This window comes from Bradyrhizobium sp. C9, assembly GCF_002532045.1.
In the GTDB taxonomy this organism is placed as follows: Bacteria; Pseudomonadota; Alphaproteobacteria; order Rhizobiales; family Xanthobacteraceae; genus Bradyrhizobium.
In genome coordinates this window covers 77,330-98,556 of the sequence record NZ_NWTG01000021.1, presented here as the reverse complement: position 1 = coordinate 98,556, position 21,227 = coordinate 77,330, and the positions used below count along the sequence as shown (strand labels likewise).

The 21,227-nt window shown below is 63.0% G+C and carries 18 protein-coding genes; 17 read left to right on the top strand and 1 reads right to left on the bottom strand.

All coding sequences use genetic code 11. The features are described from left to right. Positions 1-29 precede the first annotated feature (29 nt). The 11 genes from CO675_RS30705 to CO675_RS30655 all read left to right on the top strand — a co-directional run bounded on the left by CO675_RS30705 (position 30) and on the right by CO675_RS30655 (position 14,787). Positions 30-3,515 carry an indolepyruvate ferredoxin oxidoreductase family protein gene (locus tag CO675_RS30705; protein WP_097675508.1) on the top strand — a complete coding sequence of 1,162 codons (3,486 nt, stop codon included), beginning with the start codon at positions 30-32 and terminating at the stop codon, positions 3,513-3,515. A 9-nt stretch (positions 3,516-3,524) separates the two neighbouring features. Then, entirely contained in the window at positions 3,525-3,884 is a 360-nt protein-coding gene (locus CO675_RS30700) for a YciI family protein (RefSeq protein ID WP_097675507.1), read from the top strand. Positions 3,885-4,049: 165 nt separating this feature from the next. Next, a complete protein-coding gene (locus CO675_RS30695) occupies positions 4,050-5,018 on the top strand; it encodes a helix-turn-helix domain-containing protein (protein ID WP_097675562.1) in 969 nt (322 codons plus the stop codon). 257 nt (positions 5,019-5,275) lie between these two features. Next, complete coding sequence (locus tag CO675_RS30690; RefSeq protein ID WP_097675506.1) at positions 5,276-5,701, top strand: nuclear transport factor 2 family protein; 426 nt, start codon at positions 5,276-5,278, stop codon at positions 5,699-5,701. Positions 5,702-5,806: 105 nt separating this feature from the next. Next, positions 5,807-6,349: a carboxymuconolactone decarboxylase family protein gene (locus tag CO675_RS30685; RefSeq protein WP_097675505.1), complete on the top strand. Its 543-nt coding sequence runs from the start codon at positions 5,807-5,809 to the stop codon at positions 6,347-6,349. 624 nt (positions 6,350-6,973) lie between these two features. Then, entirely contained in the window at positions 6,974-9,826 is a 2,853-nt protein-coding gene (locus CO675_RS30680; protein WP_097675504.1) for an FAD-dependent oxidoreductase, read from the top strand. Positions 9,827-9,847: 21 nt separating this feature from the next. After that, a complete protein-coding gene (locus CO675_RS30675; protein WP_097675561.1) occupies positions 9,848-10,360 on the top strand; it encodes an aromatic-ring-hydroxylating dioxygenase subunit beta in 513 nt (170 codons plus the stop codon). A gap of 80 nt (positions 10,361-10,440) precedes the next feature. Continuing rightward, entirely contained in the window at positions 10,441-12,819 is a 2,379-nt protein-coding gene (locus CO675_RS30670) for a xanthine dehydrogenase family protein molybdopterin-binding subunit (protein ID WP_097675503.1), read from the top strand. Next, complete coding sequence (locus CO675_RS30665; RefSeq protein WP_097675502.1) at positions 12,816-13,655, top strand: FAD binding domain-containing protein; 840 nt, start codon at positions 12,816-12,818, stop codon at positions 13,653-13,655. Before CO675_RS30670 ends, CO675_RS30665 begins: the two co-directional genes overlap by 4 nt. After that, entirely contained in the window at positions 13,652-14,287 is a 636-nt protein-coding gene (locus CO675_RS30660) for a (2Fe-2S)-binding protein (RefSeq protein ID WP_097675501.1), read from the top strand. Before CO675_RS30665 ends, CO675_RS30660 begins: the two co-directional genes overlap by 4 nt. Further along, a complete protein-coding gene (locus tag CO675_RS30655; RefSeq protein ID WP_245452996.1) occupies positions 14,227-14,787 on the top strand; it encodes an SRPBCC family protein in 561 nt (186 codons plus the stop codon). The genes CO675_RS30660 and CO675_RS30655 overlap by 61 nt, the downstream gene beginning before the upstream one ends. An 89-nt stretch (positions 14,788-14,876) precedes the next feature. Here the strand turns inward: CO675_RS30655 and CO675_RS30650 are convergent, their stop codons facing one another. Further along, positions 14,877-15,422 (bottom strand): MarR family winged helix-turn-helix transcriptional regulator, encoded by a 546-nt coding sequence (locus CO675_RS30650; RefSeq protein ID WP_198964801.1) that lies wholly within the window; start codon positions 15,420-15,422, stop codon positions 14,877-14,879. A gap of 180 nt (positions 15,423-15,602) precedes the next feature. Here CO675_RS30650 and CO675_RS30645 point away from each other — a divergent pair, with 180 nt between their 5' ends. The 6 genes from CO675_RS30645 (at position 15,603) to CO675_RS30620 (ending at position 21,224) form a co-directional block, all read left to right on the top strand. Beyond that, the gene (locus tag CO675_RS30645) at positions 15,603-16,802 is read left to right on the top strand and encodes an ABC transporter substrate-binding protein (RefSeq protein ID WP_097675559.1); all 1,200 of its coding nucleotides are present in this window, start codon (positions 15,603-15,605) and stop codon (positions 16,800-16,802) included. Between the two features lie 78 nt (positions 16,803-16,880). Continuing rightward, on the top strand, positions 16,881-17,849 hold the full coding sequence (locus CO675_RS30640; protein ID WP_097675499.1) for an amidohydrolase family protein: 969 nt from the start codon (positions 16,881-16,883) through the stop codon (positions 17,847-17,849). A 19-nt stretch (positions 17,850-17,868) separates the two neighbouring features. Continuing rightward, positions 17,869-18,669 carry a maleate cis-trans isomerase family protein gene (locus CO675_RS30635; RefSeq protein ID WP_097675498.1) on the top strand — a complete coding sequence of 267 codons (801 nt, stop codon included), beginning with the start codon at positions 17,869-17,871 and terminating at the stop codon, positions 18,667-18,669. After that, positions 18,666-19,517: an alpha/beta fold hydrolase gene (locus CO675_RS30630; RefSeq protein WP_097675497.1), complete on the top strand. Its 852-nt coding sequence runs from the start codon at positions 18,666-18,668 to the stop codon at positions 19,515-19,517. Before CO675_RS30635 ends, CO675_RS30630 begins: the two co-directional genes overlap by 4 nt. Continuing rightward, on the top strand, positions 19,504-20,562 hold the full coding sequence (locus CO675_RS30625) for a 2,5-dihydroxypyridine 5,6-dioxygenase NicX family protein (RefSeq protein WP_097675496.1): 1,059 nt from the start codon (positions 19,504-19,506) through the stop codon (positions 20,560-20,562). Before CO675_RS30630 ends, CO675_RS30625 begins: the two co-directional genes overlap by 14 nt. Beyond that, on the top strand, positions 20,559-21,224 hold the full coding sequence (locus CO675_RS30620; protein WP_097675495.1) for an isochorismatase family protein: 666 nt from the start codon (positions 20,559-20,561) through the stop codon (positions 21,222-21,224). Before CO675_RS30625 ends, CO675_RS30620 begins: the two co-directional genes overlap by 4 nt. Positions 21,225-21,227: the final 3 nt, after the last annotated feature.

Below are 21,227 nucleotides of genomic sequence, written 5' to 3'. Positions count from 1 at the left end.
GTGACAACGAACGAACAGGGAAGCTTGTCATGTCTCTACTCGAACTCGACCAAGGCGGCGTCGATCTCCATTATCGCCTTGAGGATGCCGTAACCAGGCCGGAAGGGCGCGTCTTTGCGTCGGGCACGCAGGCGCTGGTACGGATGATGGTCATGCAGCGGCTCGCTGATCGCCGCGACGGGATCCGCTCGGCAGGTTTCATCAGCGGCTACCGCGGCTCGCCGTTGGCGGGCGTCGATACGGAACTGTGGCGCGCGAAATCGGCGCTCAGCCAGCACGAGATCAGATTTCTACCCGCGGTCAACGAGGATCTCGCCGCGACCGCGGTTTCCGGCACGCAGCGCGTCGGCGGCGACCCCAATCGCACGGTCGATGGCGTGTTTGCGCTCTGGTACGGCAAGGGACCCGGCCTCGACCGGGCCGGCGATGCGATCCGGCATGGCCATGCCGCCGGGGCGTCGGACAAGGGCGGTGTGCTGCTCGTCGTTGGCGACGACCATGCCGCGACGTCGTCGACCATTCCAAACGCGAGTGACTGCTCTCTGTTGGGATGGAGCATGCCGATCATCCACCCCGGGAGCGTGGATGAATTCGTCTTGTTCGGCCTCTGGGGGTGGGCGGCGTCGCGCTTTTCCGGAGCCTGGGTCGCCTTCAAGGCGATCTCTGAGACCGTCGAGAGCAGCCGGAGCTTCTTCTCCGAAGCGTTGCCGCGGTTTGCGAGTCCCGACCTGAAGGACCTAACGCGCGAAGATCTTGGCTATGGTACGCGCGACTTTCTGACCCCGGCGATCGAAGTCCGCATGATGCGCCGGCTCGAAGCGATTTCGGCCTTTGCGCGAGCCAATCCGCTAGACCGGCTCTTGATCGGCTCGCCGCGCGCCGAAGTCGGCATTGTCGCGGCCGGCAAGACCGCGCTCGACGTAGTGGAAGCTTTGTCGCGCGCCGGTCTTCCGCCCGAACGTCTCGCCCAAGCGGGCGTGCGCATCTGGAAGCCAGGGCTCGTGTTTCCGTTGGACCGCGATGGTTTTGAGACATTTTCCGCAGGATTGAAACACATCCTCGTCGTCGAAGAAAAGACCAGTCTCGTCGAAGATCAGGTCAAGGACATCCTGTTCAACCGGTCGGCCGATCGCAGGCCGAGCATCGCCGGTCGCCGCGATCTGGACGGCGCGCCGCTCATCTCGGCGCTTGGACAGCACAGGCCGTCATCGCTGCTTGGCCCGCTGTCGATGTGGCTAGCGGTGGTCCGGCCCGACCTCGCGTTGACCGACGCCGCAACGGCGTTCGAGAAGCCGCCGGCGCTCGGAAACGCGGCGGACGGCATGCGCCGTCTGCCGTATTTCTGTTCGGGCTGCCCGCACAATTCCTCGACCAAGGTGCCGGAGGGCAGCGTGGCGCTGGCTGGCGTCGGCTGCCACTATATGGCGACCTGGATGGACCGGCAGACCTCGGGCCTCACCCAGATGGGCGCCGAAGGCGTCGACTGGGTCGGGCAGGCCAGCTTCACCACGACGCCGCATGTGTTTCAGAATATGGGCGAGGGCACCTATTTCCATTCGGGCTATCTTGCAATCCGGCAGTCGATCGCGGCGGGCAACAACGTCACCTACAAGATCCTGTTCAATGACGCGGTGGCGATGACCGGCGGGCAGCCGGTTGACGGCCAGCTGACCGTGCCGCAGGTCGCACGCCAGATGCTGAGTGAAGGCGCGAAGAAAGTGGTGGTGGCAACCGATGACGTCGTGCGCTACGCCGGCGTCGTGCTCGAGCCCGGTGTCTCCGTGCACGATCGCCACGAGCTGGATGCGATCCAGCGCGAACTGCGCGCCATCAAGGGCGTCACCGTCCTGATCTACGACCAGACCTGCGCGGCGGAGAAGCGCCGCCGCCGCAAGAGGGGCACTTACCCCGATCCCGACAAGCGCCTGTTCATCAACAGCGCGGTGTGCGAGGGCTGCGGTGATTGCGGCAAGGCCTCCAATTGCCTCTCGATCGTGCCGCTGGAGACCGACCTTGGCCTGAAACGTGCCATCGATCAGACCTCTTGCAACAAGGATTTCTCCTGTGTCGACGGCTTCTGCCCGAGCTTCGTCTCCGTGATCGGCGGCAAGCTCCGTAAGCCGCAAGCCTCTGCCACGGATTGGATCGCGCGCGCCGAACGCTTGGCGAAGCCGTCGCTCGCACTGCCCGAAGGGCGGCCGCACAATCTGCTGATCGCCGGTGTCGGTGGTAGCGGTATCATCACCGTTGGTGCCATCGTCGCGATGGCCGCGCATCTCGATCACCTCGAGGTCGCCGAGCTTGATTTCACGGCGGTGGCCCAGAAGGGCGGCTCGGTGATGTGTCATTTGCGGCTCGGCCGCCCCGGAACGCGGATCAACCAGCCGCGCATCGACTGGGGCGAGGCCGACGGCGTGATCATGGGGGATCTTATCGTCGGCAACCTGCCCGATAGCCTCGGCACTATCCGTCACGGTTCGACGCGGGTGCTCGCCAACACGCATATCGGTTCCACAGCGGAATTCACCCGCGACCCGGATTTCGACTCCCGCACCGATGAGTTGCTGAAGAAGGTGCGCCATGCCTCGAGCGGGGAATTGCTGACGAGCTTCGACGCGCACAAGCGTGTACAGGATGAGTTCGGGGATTCGACCGCCGTCAACATGGTCCTGATCGGTCATGCTTGGCAGCAGGGGTTGATCCCGGTCAGCGAGGCGGCAATGTTTCAGGCGATCGCACTCAACGGCGTGGCGGTCGAGTCCAACCGGCGCGCATTCGCCTTCGGGCGCGTAGTGGCCGCCGGGGCAGCGCAAGTGGCCATCGTCGCCGCCCAGCCGGAGGATTGGCGCGTGCTTCTCGAGCGGCACATGACACAATTGACCAACTATCAGAACGCGGCCTACGCGGCGCGGTACTGCGATTTGGTCGAGCGATGTGCCGCGGCCGAGCGCCGGCTCGGCGTTCGCACCGGTCTGCGATTCGCCCGCACGGTAGCGAACAATCTGTTCAAGCTCATGGCCTACAAGGATGAATACGAGGTCGCGCGGCTCTACCGGAGCCCGGAATTCGCGGCGGCGCTGAGCCGGCAGTTCGATGGCGACTTTACGCTCCGCTTCCATCTTGCGCCCCCGTTCGTTGCAAAGCCGGGATCAGGCGGTGCCGAGCCGCGCAAGCTCACTTTCGGCCCCTGGATGATGCATCTCTTTGCGCTGCTGGCCCGCTTGAAATTCCTGCGGGGGACGCCGCTCGATCTCTTCGGCTACAGCCACGAGCGCAAGACGGAACGTCGCCTGATCGGCGATTATCGGACGCTCGTCGAACATCTGCTGGCCGGTCTGTCACCGGCGACGCTCGATACTGCCGTGCGGCTGGCGGCGCTGCCTGAGAGGATCAGGGGCTTTGGTCACGTCAAAGCGAGAAGTCTCGTCGCGGTGGAGCGCGAGCAGCAGCACCTGATCGGGCAGTTCGATGCAATTCGCACGCCGCTCCCCCGAGAGAACAAGGGAGCCGCGTAGGATAATCCGATGCTGACGGTTGTGCGATGTCTCTACAGGCCTGGCGGCGCCGATGCGCGGCTGAGTATCCGCGACGTTCACCTCGAGTATATGATCGCGAACCGGAACTCTCTGGAGCAAGGCGGCGCGCTGATGGACGAGGACGGCACGGTCAAAGGCATGTTCCTGATCTTGCGGGGTAACCGGGCCGAAGTCGACAGCTTGATGGCCAATGAACCCTACACCCGCGCAGGACTGTTTGAGGCCACCACGATCGAATGTTTCGACCGGTTCGTGCCGCATGCCGATCCACGCTTTCTTGAGAAGCTGCTCATAGCTGCCCGCGAGTGGATCGCCATGAACCTGCGAAACACTTGCTCGCGGGTGTGACACCGACCGAGGTTGGCCGCAAACTGAAGGCTTAGCCTTGTATCGTCTCATCGTTCATCACAAGGGACGGTCCGCTTCGAAAATGTTATGATTGAGCCGCTGATCCTCGACGCATGCCGGACGCCGAGGGGGCGGCAGTGGAGGACCTGAAGGGTGAGAGCGAGCGTGTTTGAGCAACTCCTCGTTCGACAGTCTCGCGCCGATCTCGATGATCTGGTCACGGCGCTGGATGTCGAATTCCTGGGCTTGGCCGAATGCCTCGTGAGTCCGGGCTGGCGGCTCGAACTCGGTGGCGGTCCCCCCATGCCGGCGATCCACTACTGCCTGACGGGTTCGGGGCTCCTCCGGACCGCAGGTCAGGAGCCGATGGCGGTGAAGCCGCACACTCTCATGGTCATGCCGAAAGGGCTCCTGTTCCAGATTGAGGCGACCGGAGGTGACGCAGCCGCCGGCCCCGACACGACGTTGCGCGGTCGGGATCAGGTTTTTCCGCCAGGAGCGATCCGCCGCTACGAGGTAGGGCGCGGCCCATACCAGATGATCCTCATCTGCGGCTACTTCTGCGCGCGGTACGGAGCGAACGTCGAGCTGTTTTCCGATCTCATGACGCCAATCGTCGAGCAGTTCGACGAAAGTCATCACCTCGATGTCCGGCTGAAGACCGCCCTGGCCGAGCTCATTACCGAAGAGGTCGGGGCGGGCGCTATGTCGAACGCTCTCCTGAAACAGGTTCTTGTGACGCTGCTACGCCGTTCGCTGAGCTCAATGAACCTTTGGGTCGAGCGCTTCGCGGTGTTGAGCGATCCCCAGATCGCTCGCGCCTTCGCCGACATGGTGGCTCGGCCGAGCGCACCGCATTCGCTAAAGACCCTGGCCCAGACCGCCGGTCTCAGCCGAACTCTCTTCGCTGAGAGGTTTGCGCGGCTGTTCGGCAAGGCGCCTATGGCGACGTTACGAGACCTGAGAATGCGCCAGGCGGTGGCGCTGCTCAATTCCGGCGAGATGTCGATGGACCAGCTCGCCGAAGACTGCGGCTATAGCGCGCGCACGAGCTTCCTTCGTGCGTTTCAAGCGGTCCATGGGACCACGCCGTCCGCTTACCTCAGGAGACTTCGCAGTCCGAGCGCCGCCTAGCCGCCGAATCGAGCGCGATGCCTCCAGGGCCGCGCCGAGGTGCTCCCTCAGTGCGGACCACGCCATCGGAATCGCCTCGACCGTTGGCGGCAGGAGCCGACCGCCGGATCCATCCGTTAGCGGCGTCACCTCAAGCTGATTGTCGGCAGCCAAGACAAGCGATTTCCGGATGACCTGCGACAAACGCTGGACGCTCTGAGATTGGGGTTTGGAGCAGCTGGATCCATGTTCCTTGCACAAATTGTAGGGAGCCACCCATGACCGAAAATACCGATGCGCAGATCCGTTACATCTACGATCGATGGCAAACGACGATTGTCCAGAAGGACGTGGACGGGCTGATCGCGCTGTATGCAGAAGATGCCGTGTTTGAGACGGCTGCGATCCTGGTCACGCTGAAGGATCGGAAGGCGGGGGTTCTGCGAGGGAAGAGCGAGATCAGGCCATTTTTCGAGGCCGGATTTCGCAAGCTCGGAAACGAGCTCGCCAACTGGTATCGCACCGGGCTGTTCTATTCCAACGGACGGCAACTGATCTGGGAATATCCGCGCGAGACTCCGAAGGGCGACCAGGTGGATTTGGTCGAGGTCATGGATATTGCCGACGGCCTGATCGCCCATCACCGGGTTTATTGGGGATGGGTTGGCTTCCAAACCCTTGTTGGCGCCCTGAACAAAGCCTGACCGACCCGGGTCACGGTTGGGCAATGACGAAGGAAGGGCGGCGCGCCGCGGACATCTGGCCGGCACCGCAAAGAGAATCCGCCTGCATCGCAAAGGAGAACTTCAATGTCACGTATAGCGATTCCGAGTCTGGCCGAGGCGCCAGTAGAGACTCATGCGACCCTTGAAGGGGTTGCCAAGCGGCTCGGCTGGACGCCGGCGCTGTTCCGGTTTATGGCCCTCAGCCCCAACACACTCGCCGCCTTCGTGGCCCTGTCGGGGACGCTTTCCCGGACCCTGGACGTCGCGACGATCGAATCGATGGGCCTGGCCGTTTCGGAAGACAGCGGCTGCAAGTATTGCGCGCAGTCGCACGTTTTCCTGGGCTCCTGGCTCGCGAAGCTTGACACCGGGGAGCTCGATCTCAATCGCGAAGGCAAATCGCGCGATCCGAAGCGCGCTGCCGCTGTTCGTTTCGCCAAGGCCATCGCAGACAGACGAGGCAAGGTGAGCGATGAGCAGCTCGCCGATGTGCGCGCGGCTGGGTTCACCGACGGCGACATTGTTGCCATCGCCGGTCTCACGGCGCAGTTCCTGTACACTAATTTCATGAGCAACATCTCCCAGGTCGAGCTCGACTTCCCTGACGTCGCACCAGCGCACGCGTGAGCCGGCCGTTCGACGATCCGCCTGTCCACGGCGCCTTCGCGCGTTAGGCGCCGACGTCGATGGCGTCGCGCGAAGGTGTAACAAGACCGATCGCAAAATCGAACTATCGTTCGGGTGCGCTTGCTCTCCTGACACCTGTCAGCTCGTCTCTGCGTGCTCCTTGGCTATTTCCGCACGCCACTCGCCCAACAGGCCGCCGCAATCAGTAGGGCACGCCGATCTGTGTGGTCAGATTGACCATCAATTGGGCCCTGGCCGAAGCGTCCAGCCGCCTGGCTCAAATGTGAGAGCAGGCGATGGCAAGAATTCCTCAGAACGTCTCATAGGGGCGAGCGGCGAGCGAGGCTTTCCTGAAGCCACATCCCCAGTCAGGTGATCATTGCCAACGGGGCAGAGCCGGGGAGTTCAGTATCTGCCTTGTATGCTGTCTATATAGTCAGTATAGCACCTTATATGCATTCCTCATGTTGGCGATTCGCCAAGGTAATGATTGGATAGTCATCGGAATTTAGCTGCATATATAAGCCATTTTAGCTTGTTTTGCTCGGAGGGTCGGGTTTGCCTTGCATTGCTCAAAAAGAGATGTACACTGATTAAAATTCAGGGCGGTTTCCGAGGTGTGGAATGGTGTGGCGAAAAGCAATTGCCGTGGATGAGCTGAAGCCCGACGGCGTGACGAGCATCGAGATCGACGGCAGGCCCGTGGCGCTCTATCGCCTTGATGGTGAGGTCTTTGCCACGCATGGCATATGCACGCACGCGCTGGCCTTTCTTGCCGATGGATTCGTCGACGGCGGCACGATCGAGTGTCCGCTGCACCAGGGCATCTTCGATATCAGATCGGGGAAGGCGCTCTGCTCGCCGGTCACTCAGGACCTCGAGACCTACGCGGTCAAGGTCAGGGATGGCGAGGTGCTTATCGATCTCGACGGAGACAACGAGGCTGCGCCGAAGGATCAGGAGCAGATCTGCACCAAGGGGGAGGCGCCTTCCCGCGGGGCGGTCGTCGTTGTGGGGGCCGGTCAGGCGGCTGCAGTGGCGATTCGCAGCATGCGGGCCAGCGGCTTCACCGGCACGATAGATCTCGTCGGTAGAGAGAAGCACCTCCCGTACGAACGTCCACCGCTGTCAAAGGATATCCTCCTTGGAAAAGCGGCGATCGAATCCTGCCGGCGTCTGGCTGAGGCCGATGCGGCTTCCCTCGACGTCAAGACCCACCTCGGGTGCTCGGTTACCCGGATCGATCCGGCGGCCAGGACCGCATTCCTGAGCAACGGGACTGAGCTTCGATATGATGCGCTTCTGCTGGCGACCGGCGGAGTTCCGCGGCGACTTTCAATCGCCGGTGCCGATTTGCCAGGTGTGCACTATCTGCGCACGATCGAGGATGCCAACTCGATCAGGCAATCGCTCGCAAGCGCGAAGCGTCTCGTCATCGTCGGCGGCGGTTTCATTGGTCTTGAACTTGCTTCGGCCGCTGCGACGCTCGAGGTCGCGACAGTCCTCCTCGAGCGCGAAACCGAACTGATGGCCCGCGTGCTGCCTCCACCGTTGGGGCGGAGTTTTCGCTCTCTTGCCGAGCGTCACGGCGTTACCGTTTTGCCGGGCGTGCAGGTCCAGGATATCCGCCGCGACGTTGAGGGTCTGGTGGTCAATACCTCAGCCGGCGCTTTCGCTGCAGATGTCGTCTGCGTCGGTGTCGGCTTGGCCCCCGAGACGGAACTGGCAGCCGCGGCCGGCTGCGAGGTGGATGGCGGGATCGTTGTCGACGCAGAGCAAAGGACCAGCATCGCGGGAATCTGGGCGGCGGGCGACTGCGCCCTGCATTGCCGTCCGGTCAGGGGGCGCTCCCACCGCTTTGAGAGTTGGCATAATGCGGAGCAGCAAGGTGCAGCCGCAGGGCAGTCGATCGCCGGGGCGGCGCCGAGCCCGGATGCGCAGGCTCCCTGGTTCTGGACCGACCAGTTCGGCCTGAATATTCAGATAGTCGGGGTCTCGTCACCCGGCGACAAGGTCGCGCTTACAGGCCGCGATGGCGAACCTGGCGCCGTCTATCGCACGATTGATCCGGACACCGGGCGGCTTACCAGCGTGGTCGCGTTTTCCGATCCCACCGCGATACGGCAGGCGCGCAAGCAGCTCGAAAACCCTGACATGTTCGATATCGCCACGGTTTCCGCTGCTCTGCTCACGAGTGACGGCAAAAAGGAGAATACCCAGGTGGTGAACGAGAGGTCGGTGACGACGACGTCGAAGCAATACGTCTGGCCATCCGAGGGGCTCACCAGGGTGCCTGATTGGGTGTACACGGACAACGACATCTACCGACGCGAAGTCGAAAAGATCTTTCACGGGCGAACATGGAATTACGTCGCGCTGGAGAGCGAGATTCCTGAAATTGGCGATTTCATCCGGTCGAATGTAGGACCGACGCCCGTCGTCGTATCGCGCGCCGAGGACGGTTCGATCAACGTCTTCGAGAACCGCTGTGCTCATCGCGCGGCCGAGTTCTGCCGCGAGCTGAGCGGCAACGCCAAGGAATTCGTCTGTCCCTATCATCAGTGGTCCTACGACCTGAAGGGCAATCTGGCGGGGGTGCCGTTCCGCCGCGGGGTCGACGGCAAGGGCGGAATGCCGCGCGATTTCAAGAATGCGGACCACGGGCTCAGGCAGCTGAAAGTCACGACCCATCGTGGCGTGGTGTTTGCGTCGTACTGCGACGACATGGAGCCGTTGGCCGAATATCTCGGACCGGAGATTCTCCGTGAGTTCGAGGCGACTTTCGACGGGCGCAAGCCCAAGGTGCTCGGTCACTATCGCCACAGTCTTCCGGGAAACTGGAAGCTCTATCACGAGAACCTCAAGGACCCGTATCACGCAACGCTGCTGCACACGTTTCTGGTGACGTTCGGCCTGCTGGTGGCCGGCAACAAGTCGTCGATGATCGCCGACCCCTCGGGGCGGCATGGCGTGATGGCATCGGCAAAGTCTGATGTCAGCAAGCTCGACAACAAAACCAAGAAGGAGATGCGCGCCTACAAGGAAGGCATGCAGCTCGAGGAGCCGCGCTTCATGGATTTCGTCAATGAATTCGACAGTCCCTGGTCGGTGACCATGACGACGATCTGGCCCAATCTCATCGTGCAACGGGAGATGAACACCCTGGGCGTTCGGCAGATCGTGCCGACGGGACCGAACGAGTTCATCATGAAGTGGACCATGTTCGGCTTCGAGGGTGACGATGAGGAAATGACCCGTCATCGGTTGCGGCAGGGCAATCTGATGGGGCCGGCAGGCTTCCTTGGCCTCGAAGACAACGAAGCCATCAAGTTCGTGCAGGACGGCATGCTTGCGGTCCCCGACGGCCAACATGTGGTCGAGCTGGACCCCGGCGTGATCGGTACCGCCGACACCTTGATCTCCGAGGCGTCGATACGCGCGATGTATCAGCATTGGCGCAGCGCGATGGAGCTCTAACGAGAGATGCAGGCTATTCAGATGCTGGCCACCGATCCCACCTACACCGCACAAATTCACCAGTTGCTGCTTCGGAATGCGATCGAGCAGTTCAACTGCCAGTACGCGGCGGCCCTCGACGAGCAGCGGCTCTCGGACTGGAGCGAGATGTTCACGCCGGACGCGAGCTATGTCGTTTTGTCGCGCGAGAATGAGGATCGCGGCCATCCGGTCGGTCTCATCTATTGCGAGAATAGGGGCATGATTCGCGATCGGGCGTTCGCGCTGGAGAAAACCGCCATGTTTGCGCCGCGGTACCTTCGTCACTTGATCAGCAATTTGCAGCTGCTCGGTGAAGATGAGCACGGAAACATCAAGGCCCGGGCGAACTATGTCGTCCTGCAGGTCCTGTTCGATCGTCCTGACGCGACCATTCACCAGGTCGGAACCTATCACGATGTGTTTCGGCGCTCCGACGAGGGCCTCAAGCTCAAGCAACGCCGCTGCGTTTACGACAACCTGCTCGTTCCCAACGCGCTTTGCATTCCGGTGTAGGGCCGCTTGAGATCAAGGGACAATCACTGTGACCTTCGTGACGTCGGGAACGTTTAGGTAGAGCGCATGAGAGGATCATCATGAGCGGGGACGGAGCGGTCGCTGAGGGTATCGGGGCGCGAGCACGGCGCAAAGAGGATGCCCGGCACTTGCGCGGCCGCGGCCGGTTCGTCGGTGACATCCACATGCCTGGGCTACGCGAAGTGGCGTTCCTGCGCAGTCCAATGGCGCATGCCAAGATCCTGTCGAAGACAAGATCGCCGGATCACGCCCTCGATATCTTTTTCTCCGAAGACCTCGTCGGAGTCGCGCCGATCGTGACGCGATCCTCCATTCCCGGCTACAAGGTCTCGCAATATCCGGTCCTGGCCACCGACAAGGTGCGCTTCGTCGGCGAACCCGTTGCCATGTGCGTGGCAAGAAATCGCGCGATCGCGGAAGACCTGATCGAGCAAGTCGAGGTCGGCTACGACGAACTGCCGGCGATCGCCTCTTGCGCGGGCGGTCGTCGCGAGAACTCGGAACTCCTGCATCCGGAGTGGGGCGATAACCTGTTCCTGGAGACCTTCTTCGACAGCGGCGTCGACCAGATCATCGCCAGCGCACCGATCTCGGTTGAGCTCGAGATGTCATGCGCGCGGCAGACGATGCATCCCATGGAGGGCAAGGGCGTGCTGGCCTGGTGGGATGATCGCGCCGATCAGCTCGTGGTGCACACCTCCACCCAGGTGCCGCACTTGATACGCGCCGGGCTCGCCGAGTGTCTCGGGATTGCGCAGGCGCAAATCAGGGTCGCGCCGCCGGACGTCGGAGGCGGCTTCGGCTACAAGTGCCTGTTGCAGCCCGAAGAGGTTGCCGTCGCCTGGCTGGCTGCGACCTTCAAGAAGCCATTCCGCTGGACCGAGGACCGCAGAGAGCATCTCGTCGCCGGCGCCAACGCACGGCAGCACGAATACCACATCAAGGCCTATGCTGACGCGCAGGGGCGGCTTCTCGCGCTGGACGCGGAAGTGTCGGTCGATACGGGCGCGTACTCGGTATGGCCATTCACCGCCTGCCTGGAAGCTGCGCAGGCCGGAGGAAACCTGCCCGGACCGTACCATCTGGCTGCGTACCGGTGCCGTACCTATTCGGTTGCGACCAACAAACCGCCTTTCGCGCCGTATCGCGGCGTCGCGCGGCCGGGCGTCTGCTTTGCGATGGAGCAGGTCATTGACGCGATCGCGCAGAAGGTCGGTCGCGAAGCATGGGAGGTCCGCCGGGACAATCTGGTCCCGGCTTCGGCGATGCCTTACACCAACATCACAAACAAGCATTACGACTCCGGCGACTACCCGGAGGCGCTCGTTGCCGCCAAGAACATGATCGGTCTCGAGGCATTCCGCGCAGGACCCAGGCGCGACGACAAGGGACGTTACCTCGGCATCGGGTTCGCCAGCTTCACGGAGCAGTCAGCGCACGGCACCAAGGTGTTTGCGTCCTGGGGATTGCCGCTGGTGCCGGGGTTCGATCAGGCGCACGTGAAGCTGACGCCGGACGGTGCGCTGGAAGTCGCGGCGGGCATCCATACCATCGGGCAGGGCCTGGAAACGACGCTGGCGCAGATTGCTCACGAGCAGACGCGTGTTCCGCTCAAGCACATCAGGGTCACGCTCGGCGATACGGCGATGACGCCGTTCTCGACCGGTGCCTACGCTTCGCGCGGGATCGTCATGTCGGGCGGTGCGGTCTCGCGGGCCGCCGAGGTCGTTGCAGGCCGGATCAAGTCGATTGCCGCCCATTTGCTGCAAGTCGAGCCGGCCGCCGTCGGATTTGCCGAGGGGCGGATCTTTGCGGCGAATGCCAGTGTCTCTTACGAGGACGTCGGACGCGCCTGGTATCTCCGCCCGGACCAGCTTCCCGAGACCGTGAACACGGCAGGCCTCGAGGCGACCGAAGGATACAAGCCGGACGTCGATACGGGCGTGTTTTCGTACGCCACGCACGCGGTGCGGCTCGCGGTGGACGCCGAGACCGGTCTTGTCGAGATCCTCGACTATGCGATCGTCGAGGATTGTGGACGCATGGTCAATCCGATGATCGTCGAGGGGCAGACCTATGGAGGGGCGGCGCAGGGGATCGGCACCGCGCTGTTCGAAGAGAGCCCGTACGACGACAACGCTCAACCGCTCGCTTCGACGCTTCTCGATTATATCCTGCCTGGTCCGACCGAGCTGCCGAGCTTCCGCATCGACCATCGCGAGACGCTGTCGCCTTACTCGGCTCACGGAATCAAGGGCGTCGGCGAGGGCGGAGCGATCGCGCCGCCTGCTGCGATCGTCAACGCGATCAACGATGCCTTGTCGCCGCTCAACGCTGCGGTACGCCAGGTACCTGCGAGCCCACGGCGGATCCGCGACGCAATTCGGCGCGCGCGTCCGTCGCAGGCGGTAGCTCCTGAAGCGGGCGTCGCGCGATGAAGTCGTCGGCGTTCGAGCTCAAGCATGCACGGACCCTCCGCGAGGCGACCGAACTCCTCGCTGCGGCCGATGGCGACGCCAAGGTGCTGGCTGGCGGCCAGTCGTTGGTGCCGATGCTGAATCTGCGATTGGCCCGGCCCAAACTCTTGGTCGACATCAAGCGCGCGTCCGGCTTTCGCGAACTTGCGGCCGACGACAAGGTGTTCTCGATCGGCGCCGGATGGACCCATGCCGAGATCGAGGATGGTGTGCTCGAGGATCCGACGCGCGGGCTGCTGCGATCGGTCGCACACGGAATTGCCTATCGAGCGGTGCGCAATCGCGGCACCATGGGCGGGAGCCTGGCGCATGCCGATCCGGCAGCAGACTGGGTCTCGACGCTGGCGGCGCTGGGGGCCACAATCGTCGTCGAGGGTGGCGGCGAACGGCCGAAGCGCCATGCTGCCGAGAGCTTCGTCGACGGAGCGTTTGCGACCAAGCTTGGTGAGGCCGAGGTGATTTCCGCGATCGAGGTCCCGCGGCTGTCGGCGGATGCATCCTGGGCCTATCACAAGATCTGCCGCAAGACCGGTGAATTCGCCAATGCGATCGGCGTTGTCGTGCTCGATCTGAAGGCGGGTCTGCAGCGGGTGCTTGCCGGTGCGACCAGCGGTTCACCAGCGCTGCTCCCTAATACCGCCGCGCGTCTCGCTGAGGCGGGGCCGCGTGCGGCATGCGAGATCGTCGCCGAGGAAATCCGCGTCGTTCTGCCGAATCTTGATCTCGACACGCAGGAATTGCATGCGGTCGCGATTCGCCGGGCTCTGGCGACTTTGGGTGAAGGACAGCGCCGATGACGCAGGTGTCGATGACCGTCAACGGAGGCGCCGTCGTGGCGGACGTTGAGCCGCGCACGCTGTTGGCGGACTTCTTGCGCGGCGAGATGCAACTCACCGGAACGCATCTTGGATGCGAGCAGGGTGTCTGCGGCGCCTGTACCGTTGTGCTCGACGGCAGGATCCAGCGCTCGTGCATCACATTTGCCGCCGATTGCGATGGCGCCGACGTCACCACGATCGAAGGCTTTGACGATGATCCAACCATGGAGGAACTGCGGGAGGCGTTTTCCGAGCACCACGCCCTGCAATGCGGCTTCTGCACGCCGGGAATGTTGACGACGGCACGCGATATCGTGCTTCGGCTCGGCGATATCGATGAGCGCGCCCTGCGCGAGGAGCTTTCCGGCAATCTCTGCCGATGCACCGGCTATGTCGGGATCGTCGCCGCGATCAAGAAGGTCGCTACGGGAAGAAGCCCGACGTCGCGGCCGCGGTGGCACCGGTCGTCGTCAGGCTCGAGGGCTCAAGGTTGCCGCCTGCGCCGTCTCCGCAGACAAGTGCCCCCGTCACGCGGGCGTCGGCTCCAGCCATGGCAGCTTCAGTCGGTGGATCCGCGGGCAGCACGTCAATCGAGGAACGGGTGCCGGTAGCCGCGCCAGCCGAGCAGGTCTGGAGTACGCTCTCGGACCTTCAACGGGTGGTCCCATGCGTGCCCGGCGCGGAGATCACGTCGCTCGATGGAGAAGATCTTGTCGGAAAGGTCAGGGTCTCCCTGGGCCCGATCAAGGTCGCCTTCAACGGCCAGGCGAAGGTCGGGATGGATCCCGCCAAGCGGGAAGGGTGGCTGACGGGCCGCGGGCGTGATGCCGGGCAAGGGTCTTCCGCAGAGGGCAGCGCGCGCTGGACCGTCATCGATGATGGGGCAAGTGCGTCCGTGATTGCGGTCGTCTTGAGCTGGAAGCTGAGTGGCCCGCTCGCTCAATTCAACCGCGCCGGGTTGGTGCAAGACGTCGTGCGCCGGTTGGCGGCGACATTCGCCGAGAATCTCGAAGCCGCCATTACCGGGGCGGCTCCGCCTCGCCGAAAGGCGCTCGGGGGCCTCGGATTGATCTGGTCCATCATCAGGGCGCGCCTGTTCTCAGGGCTCTAGGGCCGCCGAGGCGGCCCCACCGATCGTACAACTGCCAGCCTTACTCCTGTAATAAGGATGTATACTGATTAAAATTCAGTCGCTTCCGGCTATTCATCCCGGTCGGCTGTCGACTTCCGCCGTCCGGATGCCGAGTTGCTGTCGGGCAGGCTGTATTTGCTGTTGCCCTCGATCAATTCGGTCACCATCGCGAGAAACGCGGCCCTGAACTCGGGCCGCAGCGGCGCGAGGAAGCGATCCTGCGCACGGCGCATGCTGTCGTACATCTTGTCGGCGACCGCCTCGCCCTCCTTGGTCAGGAAGGCCACCATCGAACGTCGGTCGGTTTGGCTGCGTTCGCGCCGCACCAGGCCGCGTTCCGACAGGCGGTTCAGAACATCTGCTACATTCGTGCGATCGATGCCCACTTCACCACCCAGCGTGACCTGATCAATCCCGGGGTTGTTGAGTAGGGTCGTGATCAGGCCGTACTGCACTGGAGTGATGCCGAATTCCTGGCACTCCTCGAGAAAGATCGCCGAGTGGATCTGGTGCAGGCGGCGGACCAGATAGCCGGGGCGCGATGCCAGTGGCATCCGCGCCATCTCCACCTTGACCTCCGACCTCGTGGAATTGGTGGATGATTGCTTCTTCAACGTGCATTCCTTCCATTCTTTAAGCGGTCCGCGGTCAGCAAATGAGCCGAAGCCCTCTTGACTGGCTTCCTAATTACTCAGTATACATCTCTTTATCGCGAACGGTACTGCCGATTCCAGGATTGACCTGAGAATAACAACAATAAGATGGCGGCGCGCGAGGCAAACGGAGGATGGCTCATGAACAGGCTCACATCATCAATTCTCGCGCTGACCCTCATGTCGGGTCTGGGCCCAGCCAAGGCTGGCCCGGACGCCGTGACGATCGGTGTCCTCAACGACCTCAGTGGCGTGTACTCGGATCTCGGTGGACCCGGCTCCGTTGCGGCCGCGGAAATCGCAGTGGAGGAGTTCGGGCCGACCGTGATCGGCAAGCCGATCAAGGTGATGTCGGGAGATCACCAGAACAAGGCCGATGTCGGTTCGCAGCTGGCGCGTCGATGGTTCGACGTTGACAAGGTCGACATGGTGATCGACTTCCCCAACTCGGGTGTGGCGCTCGCGGTCCAGGAGGTCGCAAGAGCGAAGAAGAAGATCGCGATCTATTCCACGGCGGCAACCATGGACCTCACCGGTAAGGCTTGTTCGCCGACCGGCTTTCAATGGACCTACGACAATTATTCGAATGCTGCGGGCGTCGCCTCGGCCCTCGTGAAGAAGGGGTTCGACACCTGGTACTTCCTGACGGTCGACTATGCGTTCGGCCTTTCGCTCGAGACGGAGGCCTCGAAGGCCGTCAAGGCCGCCGGCGGCAAGGTGGTGGGCGCCGCACGCCATCCGCTGAACACACCGGATTTCTCCTCCTTCCTGCTGCAGGCTCAGTCCTCCAAGGCAAAGGTCATCGCGTTCGCCAACGCCGGTGGCGACACGGTCAATGCCGTGAAGCAGGCCAATGAATTCCAGATCGTGCAGGGCGGGCAGACGATCGTCACGCCAGTCACGTTCATCACCGACGTGCATAGTCTCGGTCTTCAGGTCGCTCAGGGCCTCACTTTCGTGACGGGCTACTACTGGGATCTGAACGACCAGACCCGCGCGTTCGCGGAGAAGTTCTACAAGAAGCGCAAGGCGATGCCGACGATGGCGCAGGCCGGCGTCTATTCCGGCGTGCTTCACTACCTGAAGGCGGTGAAGGAGGCTGGCACCGATGACGGAATCGTCGTCGCCGAAAAGACGCGCGAGCTGCCCGTGCGGGATGCCTTTACGCAGACCGGTTCGGTGCGCGCGGACGGACGGATGATCCACGACATGTACCTCGTCGAGGTGAAGAAGCCGTCGGAGTCGAAGGCGCCTTGGGACTACTACAAGGTTCTGGCGAACATCCCCGCGGCCGAGGCGTTCAAGCCCTTGGCCGAAAGCGAATGTCCCCTGGTGAAGTGATCGTCAGGGCGACCCTGGTCGCGTCCGTCGCGATCGTGACCGGATTCCGCGCACGTCGAGATCCGCAAGGAGCAGTTCATGTCGTCCAGAATTCGTAAAATCGCGCTTGAAGAGCATTTCACGGCGCCGGGCTTCGAGGAGTATTCGAAGGTCTTCACGAAGCACATGGACTCCGCTGCGCAATCCAGGCTGTCGTCCCAACTCAGGGATTTCGACGATCTGCGGCTGGGGGAGATGGACCGGGCCGGAATCGACAAGGTCGTGCTGTCGCAGACCGGACCAAGCGTCCAGGGCGAAGTGAACATCGACGTTGCCGTCCGGCGCGCCGCCGAAGGCAATGATTATCTCGCACAGCAGATCCAACGACGTCCGGACCGCTATGCCGGCTTCGCATCGCTGCCGATGCATTCTCCGAAAGCGGCTGCGAGCGAGTTGAGCCGTGCGGTCGAAGTGCTCGGCTTTAAGGGATCCCTGGTCAACGGCCATACCGGCGGGATCTACTATGACGATCCGGCCTATGATGCGTTCTGGGAGCGGATGCAACATCTGGACGTGCCGCTCTACCTGCATCCGACGGACCCAAGCCCGATTCCGAAAGCCTATGACGGCCATCCTGAACTCACCGGCGCGGTGTGGGGGTGGGGCGTCGAGACCGCGACCCATGCGCTCAGGCTGCTGTTCGGAGGAGTCTTCGATCGCTTTCCTCGGTTGAAGATCATCCTCGGCCATATGGGCGAGGGGCTGCCGATGCTGCTCTGGCGGTTCGACAGCCGGTTCGCGGTGTACCCGCACGGCGTTCGGCTCGCGCTCAAGCCTTCCGAATACTTCGGACGCAACATCTTCATCACGACGTCGGGCGTCTGCTCGTCCGCGGCACTCAGCTGCGCGCTTGCCGAGATGGGCAACGACGCCGTGATGTTTTCGGTCGACTACCCCTACGAGTCGACGGCGATCGCCGCGGATTTCATCGAGCGCGCTCCGCTATCCGAGGACGTCCGCGCGCAAGTCTGCTCGCGCAACGCCGAACGCATTCTGAAGCTGGCCTGATCGGCCGAGGAGACACCACATGCAGAAGGTCTATCGCATCGGCCAGATCGTTCCGAGCTCGAACACGACCATGGAAACGGAAATTCCTGCGATGCTCCATGCGCATTCGCTCGCGCACGGCACGCGTTTTACCTTCCATTCGAGCCGGATGCGGATGAAGACGGTCAAGAAGGAAGAGCTCGCGGCGATGGACAGCGAGTCCGATCGCTGCGCACTCGAGCTGTCGGATGCGGGTGTCGACGTCCTCGGTTACGCCTGCCTGGTCGCGATCATGAGCATGGGCAAGTCGTATCACCGCGTCTCGCAGCACCGGCTCCATGGTCGCACGGTCGAGAACGGCGCGCCGGCGCCGGTCGTGACCAGCGCCGGGGCTCTTGTCGACGCGCTGCATGTCATCGGCGCCACGCGCATTGCCGTCGTCGCGCCCTACATGAAGCCGCTGACGCAGCTCGTCATCGACTACATCGAGCATGAGGGGATCAAGGTCTCCGATTCCCGTGCGCTAGAGATTCCGGACAACATCATGGTCGGTCGGCACGATCCGGCGAATCTGCCCAAGATCGTGGCGGGAATGGACCTGAAGGATGCCGACGCGGTCGTCCTGTCCGCGTGCGTGCAGATGCCGTCGTTGCCTTCGATCGCCGAGGTCGAGGCAAGAACCGGCAAGCCTGTGATCACCGCGGCGGTCGCGACCACTTACGCCATGCTGACGGCGCTCGATCTGAACACGCGAGTGCCGGGTGCCGGCGCATTGCTCTCGGGCGCCTTTGGCAACAATGCAGCGGCCACTCCTAACGCAAAGCTGCAGGTCGCCGGATGAGTACATTCCGATACGGCGCAAACGTCCAGGCCAACGGCGTGCGGCTGCACTATCTGCTCTACGGCCAGGCGCGAGCGGGGCGTGATCCGATCATCATCCTGCCGGGCATTACCAGTCCTGCCGTCACCTGGGGGTTCGTCGGCGAACGGTTTGGACGCGAGTTCGAGACCTATGTTCTCGATATCCGGGGCCGCGGACTGTCGCAGTCAGGCCCCACGCTCGACTACAGCCTGGATGCGCAGGCCGCCGATCTGGCCGAGCTGGCCGCGGCGTTGAAGCTGGCACGATATGCCGTGGTCGGCCACTCGATGGGGGCCCGCATTGCCGTTCGTGCGGCGCGCGGCGGACTGCCCGGGCTCACCAGACTTGTCCTGGTCGATCCGCCGGTCTCGGGACCAAGTCGGCGCGCCTATCCGGCGAAACTCGATTGGTACGTCGATTCCATTCGGCTCGCGGTTGCCGGTTGCAGCGCTGAAGCCATGCGGGCGTTCTGCCCGACCTGGTCCGAAGATCAACTGAAGCTGCGCGCGCAGTGGCTGCACACCTGCGACGAGCGCGCCGTGCGCGAGAGCTTTGACGGATTCCACACTGACGACATCCACGACGATCTCGGACGGATCTCCGTCCCCGCCCGACTGATCGCTGCGGGACGCGGCGACGTCATTCGCGACGAGGACATCGCCGAGATCCGACGGCTGTTGCCGAGCGTTTCGACCACGCGAGTCGCGGACGCCGGGCACATGATTCCATGGGATGACGAGGCGGGCTTCTACGCTGCCTTTGAGGATTTTCTTGGCGCTCGACTCGACGCCGCAACCAGCAAGGAGAAGCAACATGTCGGTCAGTGATCACGATCTGATACAGGCCTGGAAGCAGGTTCTCTCGCTTTCCAGGCTGGAGCGAGGCCAACTCGTGACCGTGCTCACCAGTTCGTCGACGCATCCGCAGACCCTGTCGACCGCGATTCTCGCGGCTGCGTCGATGGGCGCCATCGTCAATCGGCTCGATCTGCTGCCGGTCAACGGCGAGAAGGCCCTGAGCCGCGACTCGCTGGCCTATCTCGGGACGACGTCCCTGACCGGCAATCGCGCAGCGATCGCTGCACTGAAGGAGAGCGACCTCGTCCTGGACCTGATGACCCTGCTGTTCTCTCCCGAACAGCACGACATCCTGAAGGCGGGCACGAAAATCCTGCTGGCTGTCGAACCACCGGAAGTCCTGGTTCGCATGGTGCCGACAATGGCCGACCGTGCGCGCGTCGCCGCCGCGAGTGCCAAGCTCGGCAAGGCGAAGGAGATGCATGTGACGTCGCCGGCGGGCACGGACGTCCGCTTCAAGCTGGGGCAGTTTCCCGCCATCAGCGAGTATGGCTTCGTCGACGAGCCTGGACGGTGGGATCATTGGCCGAGCGGCTTCGCGCTGACCTGGGCCAATGAGGGCGAGGCCGATGGAACGATCGTGATGGAGCGAGGCGATATCCTGCTCCCGATGAAGTCCTACATCCAGGACCGCATCCACTTCAGGATCGAGAACGGCTTTGTGACCTCGATCGAGGGCGGCGTCGATGCCGAGATCCTGAGCGAGTACATGGCCTCGTACAACGATCGGGACGCCTATGCGATGTCGCATATCGGCTGGGGACTGCAGCCGAGAGCCAAGTGGTCGACGCTCGGTCTCTATGACCGGGAGGCCACGATCGGCATGGACGCGCGGGCGTTCGAGGGCAATTTCCTGTTCTCGTTCGGCCCGAACAACGAGGCCGGCGGGAGCCGGACGACGGCCTGCCACATCGATATTCCGATGCGAAATTGCACGATAGCGCTCGATGGAGAGGAGGTCGTCCGAAACGGAAAGGTGCTCGATGGCGGACCGGTCCGTGAGGCCGCCGAATGACCGACGACACGTCGACATATCGCCGGCAGGGCTTCGGTCAGGACCTGGACCTCGATGCTCCATTCGGGTTGCTGATCGTCGATTTCGTCAACGGATTCCTCGATCCGGTCGTTTTCGGCGGCGGCAACATCGCTGCCGCCATGGAGAAGACGGTCGGACTGCTGGATGAAGCGCGCCGGCGAAGGTGGCCGGTTGCGCATTCGAGGATCGTATTCGCCGACGACGATGCCGACCGCAATGTGTTCGCGATGAAGGTGCCGGGGCTGCTCACGCTGAAGGAGTCTTCTTCCGACAGCGCGATCGTTCCGCAGCTTGCGCCGAAACCGGGCGAACTGGTCGTCCGAAAGACCGTGCCGTCGGCATTCTTCGCGACAGGGCTTGGACCATGGCTGACGCAGCGCGGCGTTCGCACGCTTGTGATCGCCGGTTGCGTGACCAGCGGCTGTGTTCGGTCGAGCGTCGTTGACGCGATGTCGCTCGGCTTCCTTCCGCTCGTGGTCAGGGATTGCGTCGGGGACCGTGCGATCGGTCCGCACGAGGCGAACTTGTTCGACATGTCGGAGAAGTACGCGGTCGTCATGGACCTCTCCGATACGCTGAAGCTCGTGGAGGCTCGGACTGCCGGTTCTGCTGTTGTGACTGGCGGTGCTGATATCCGCTAGCGG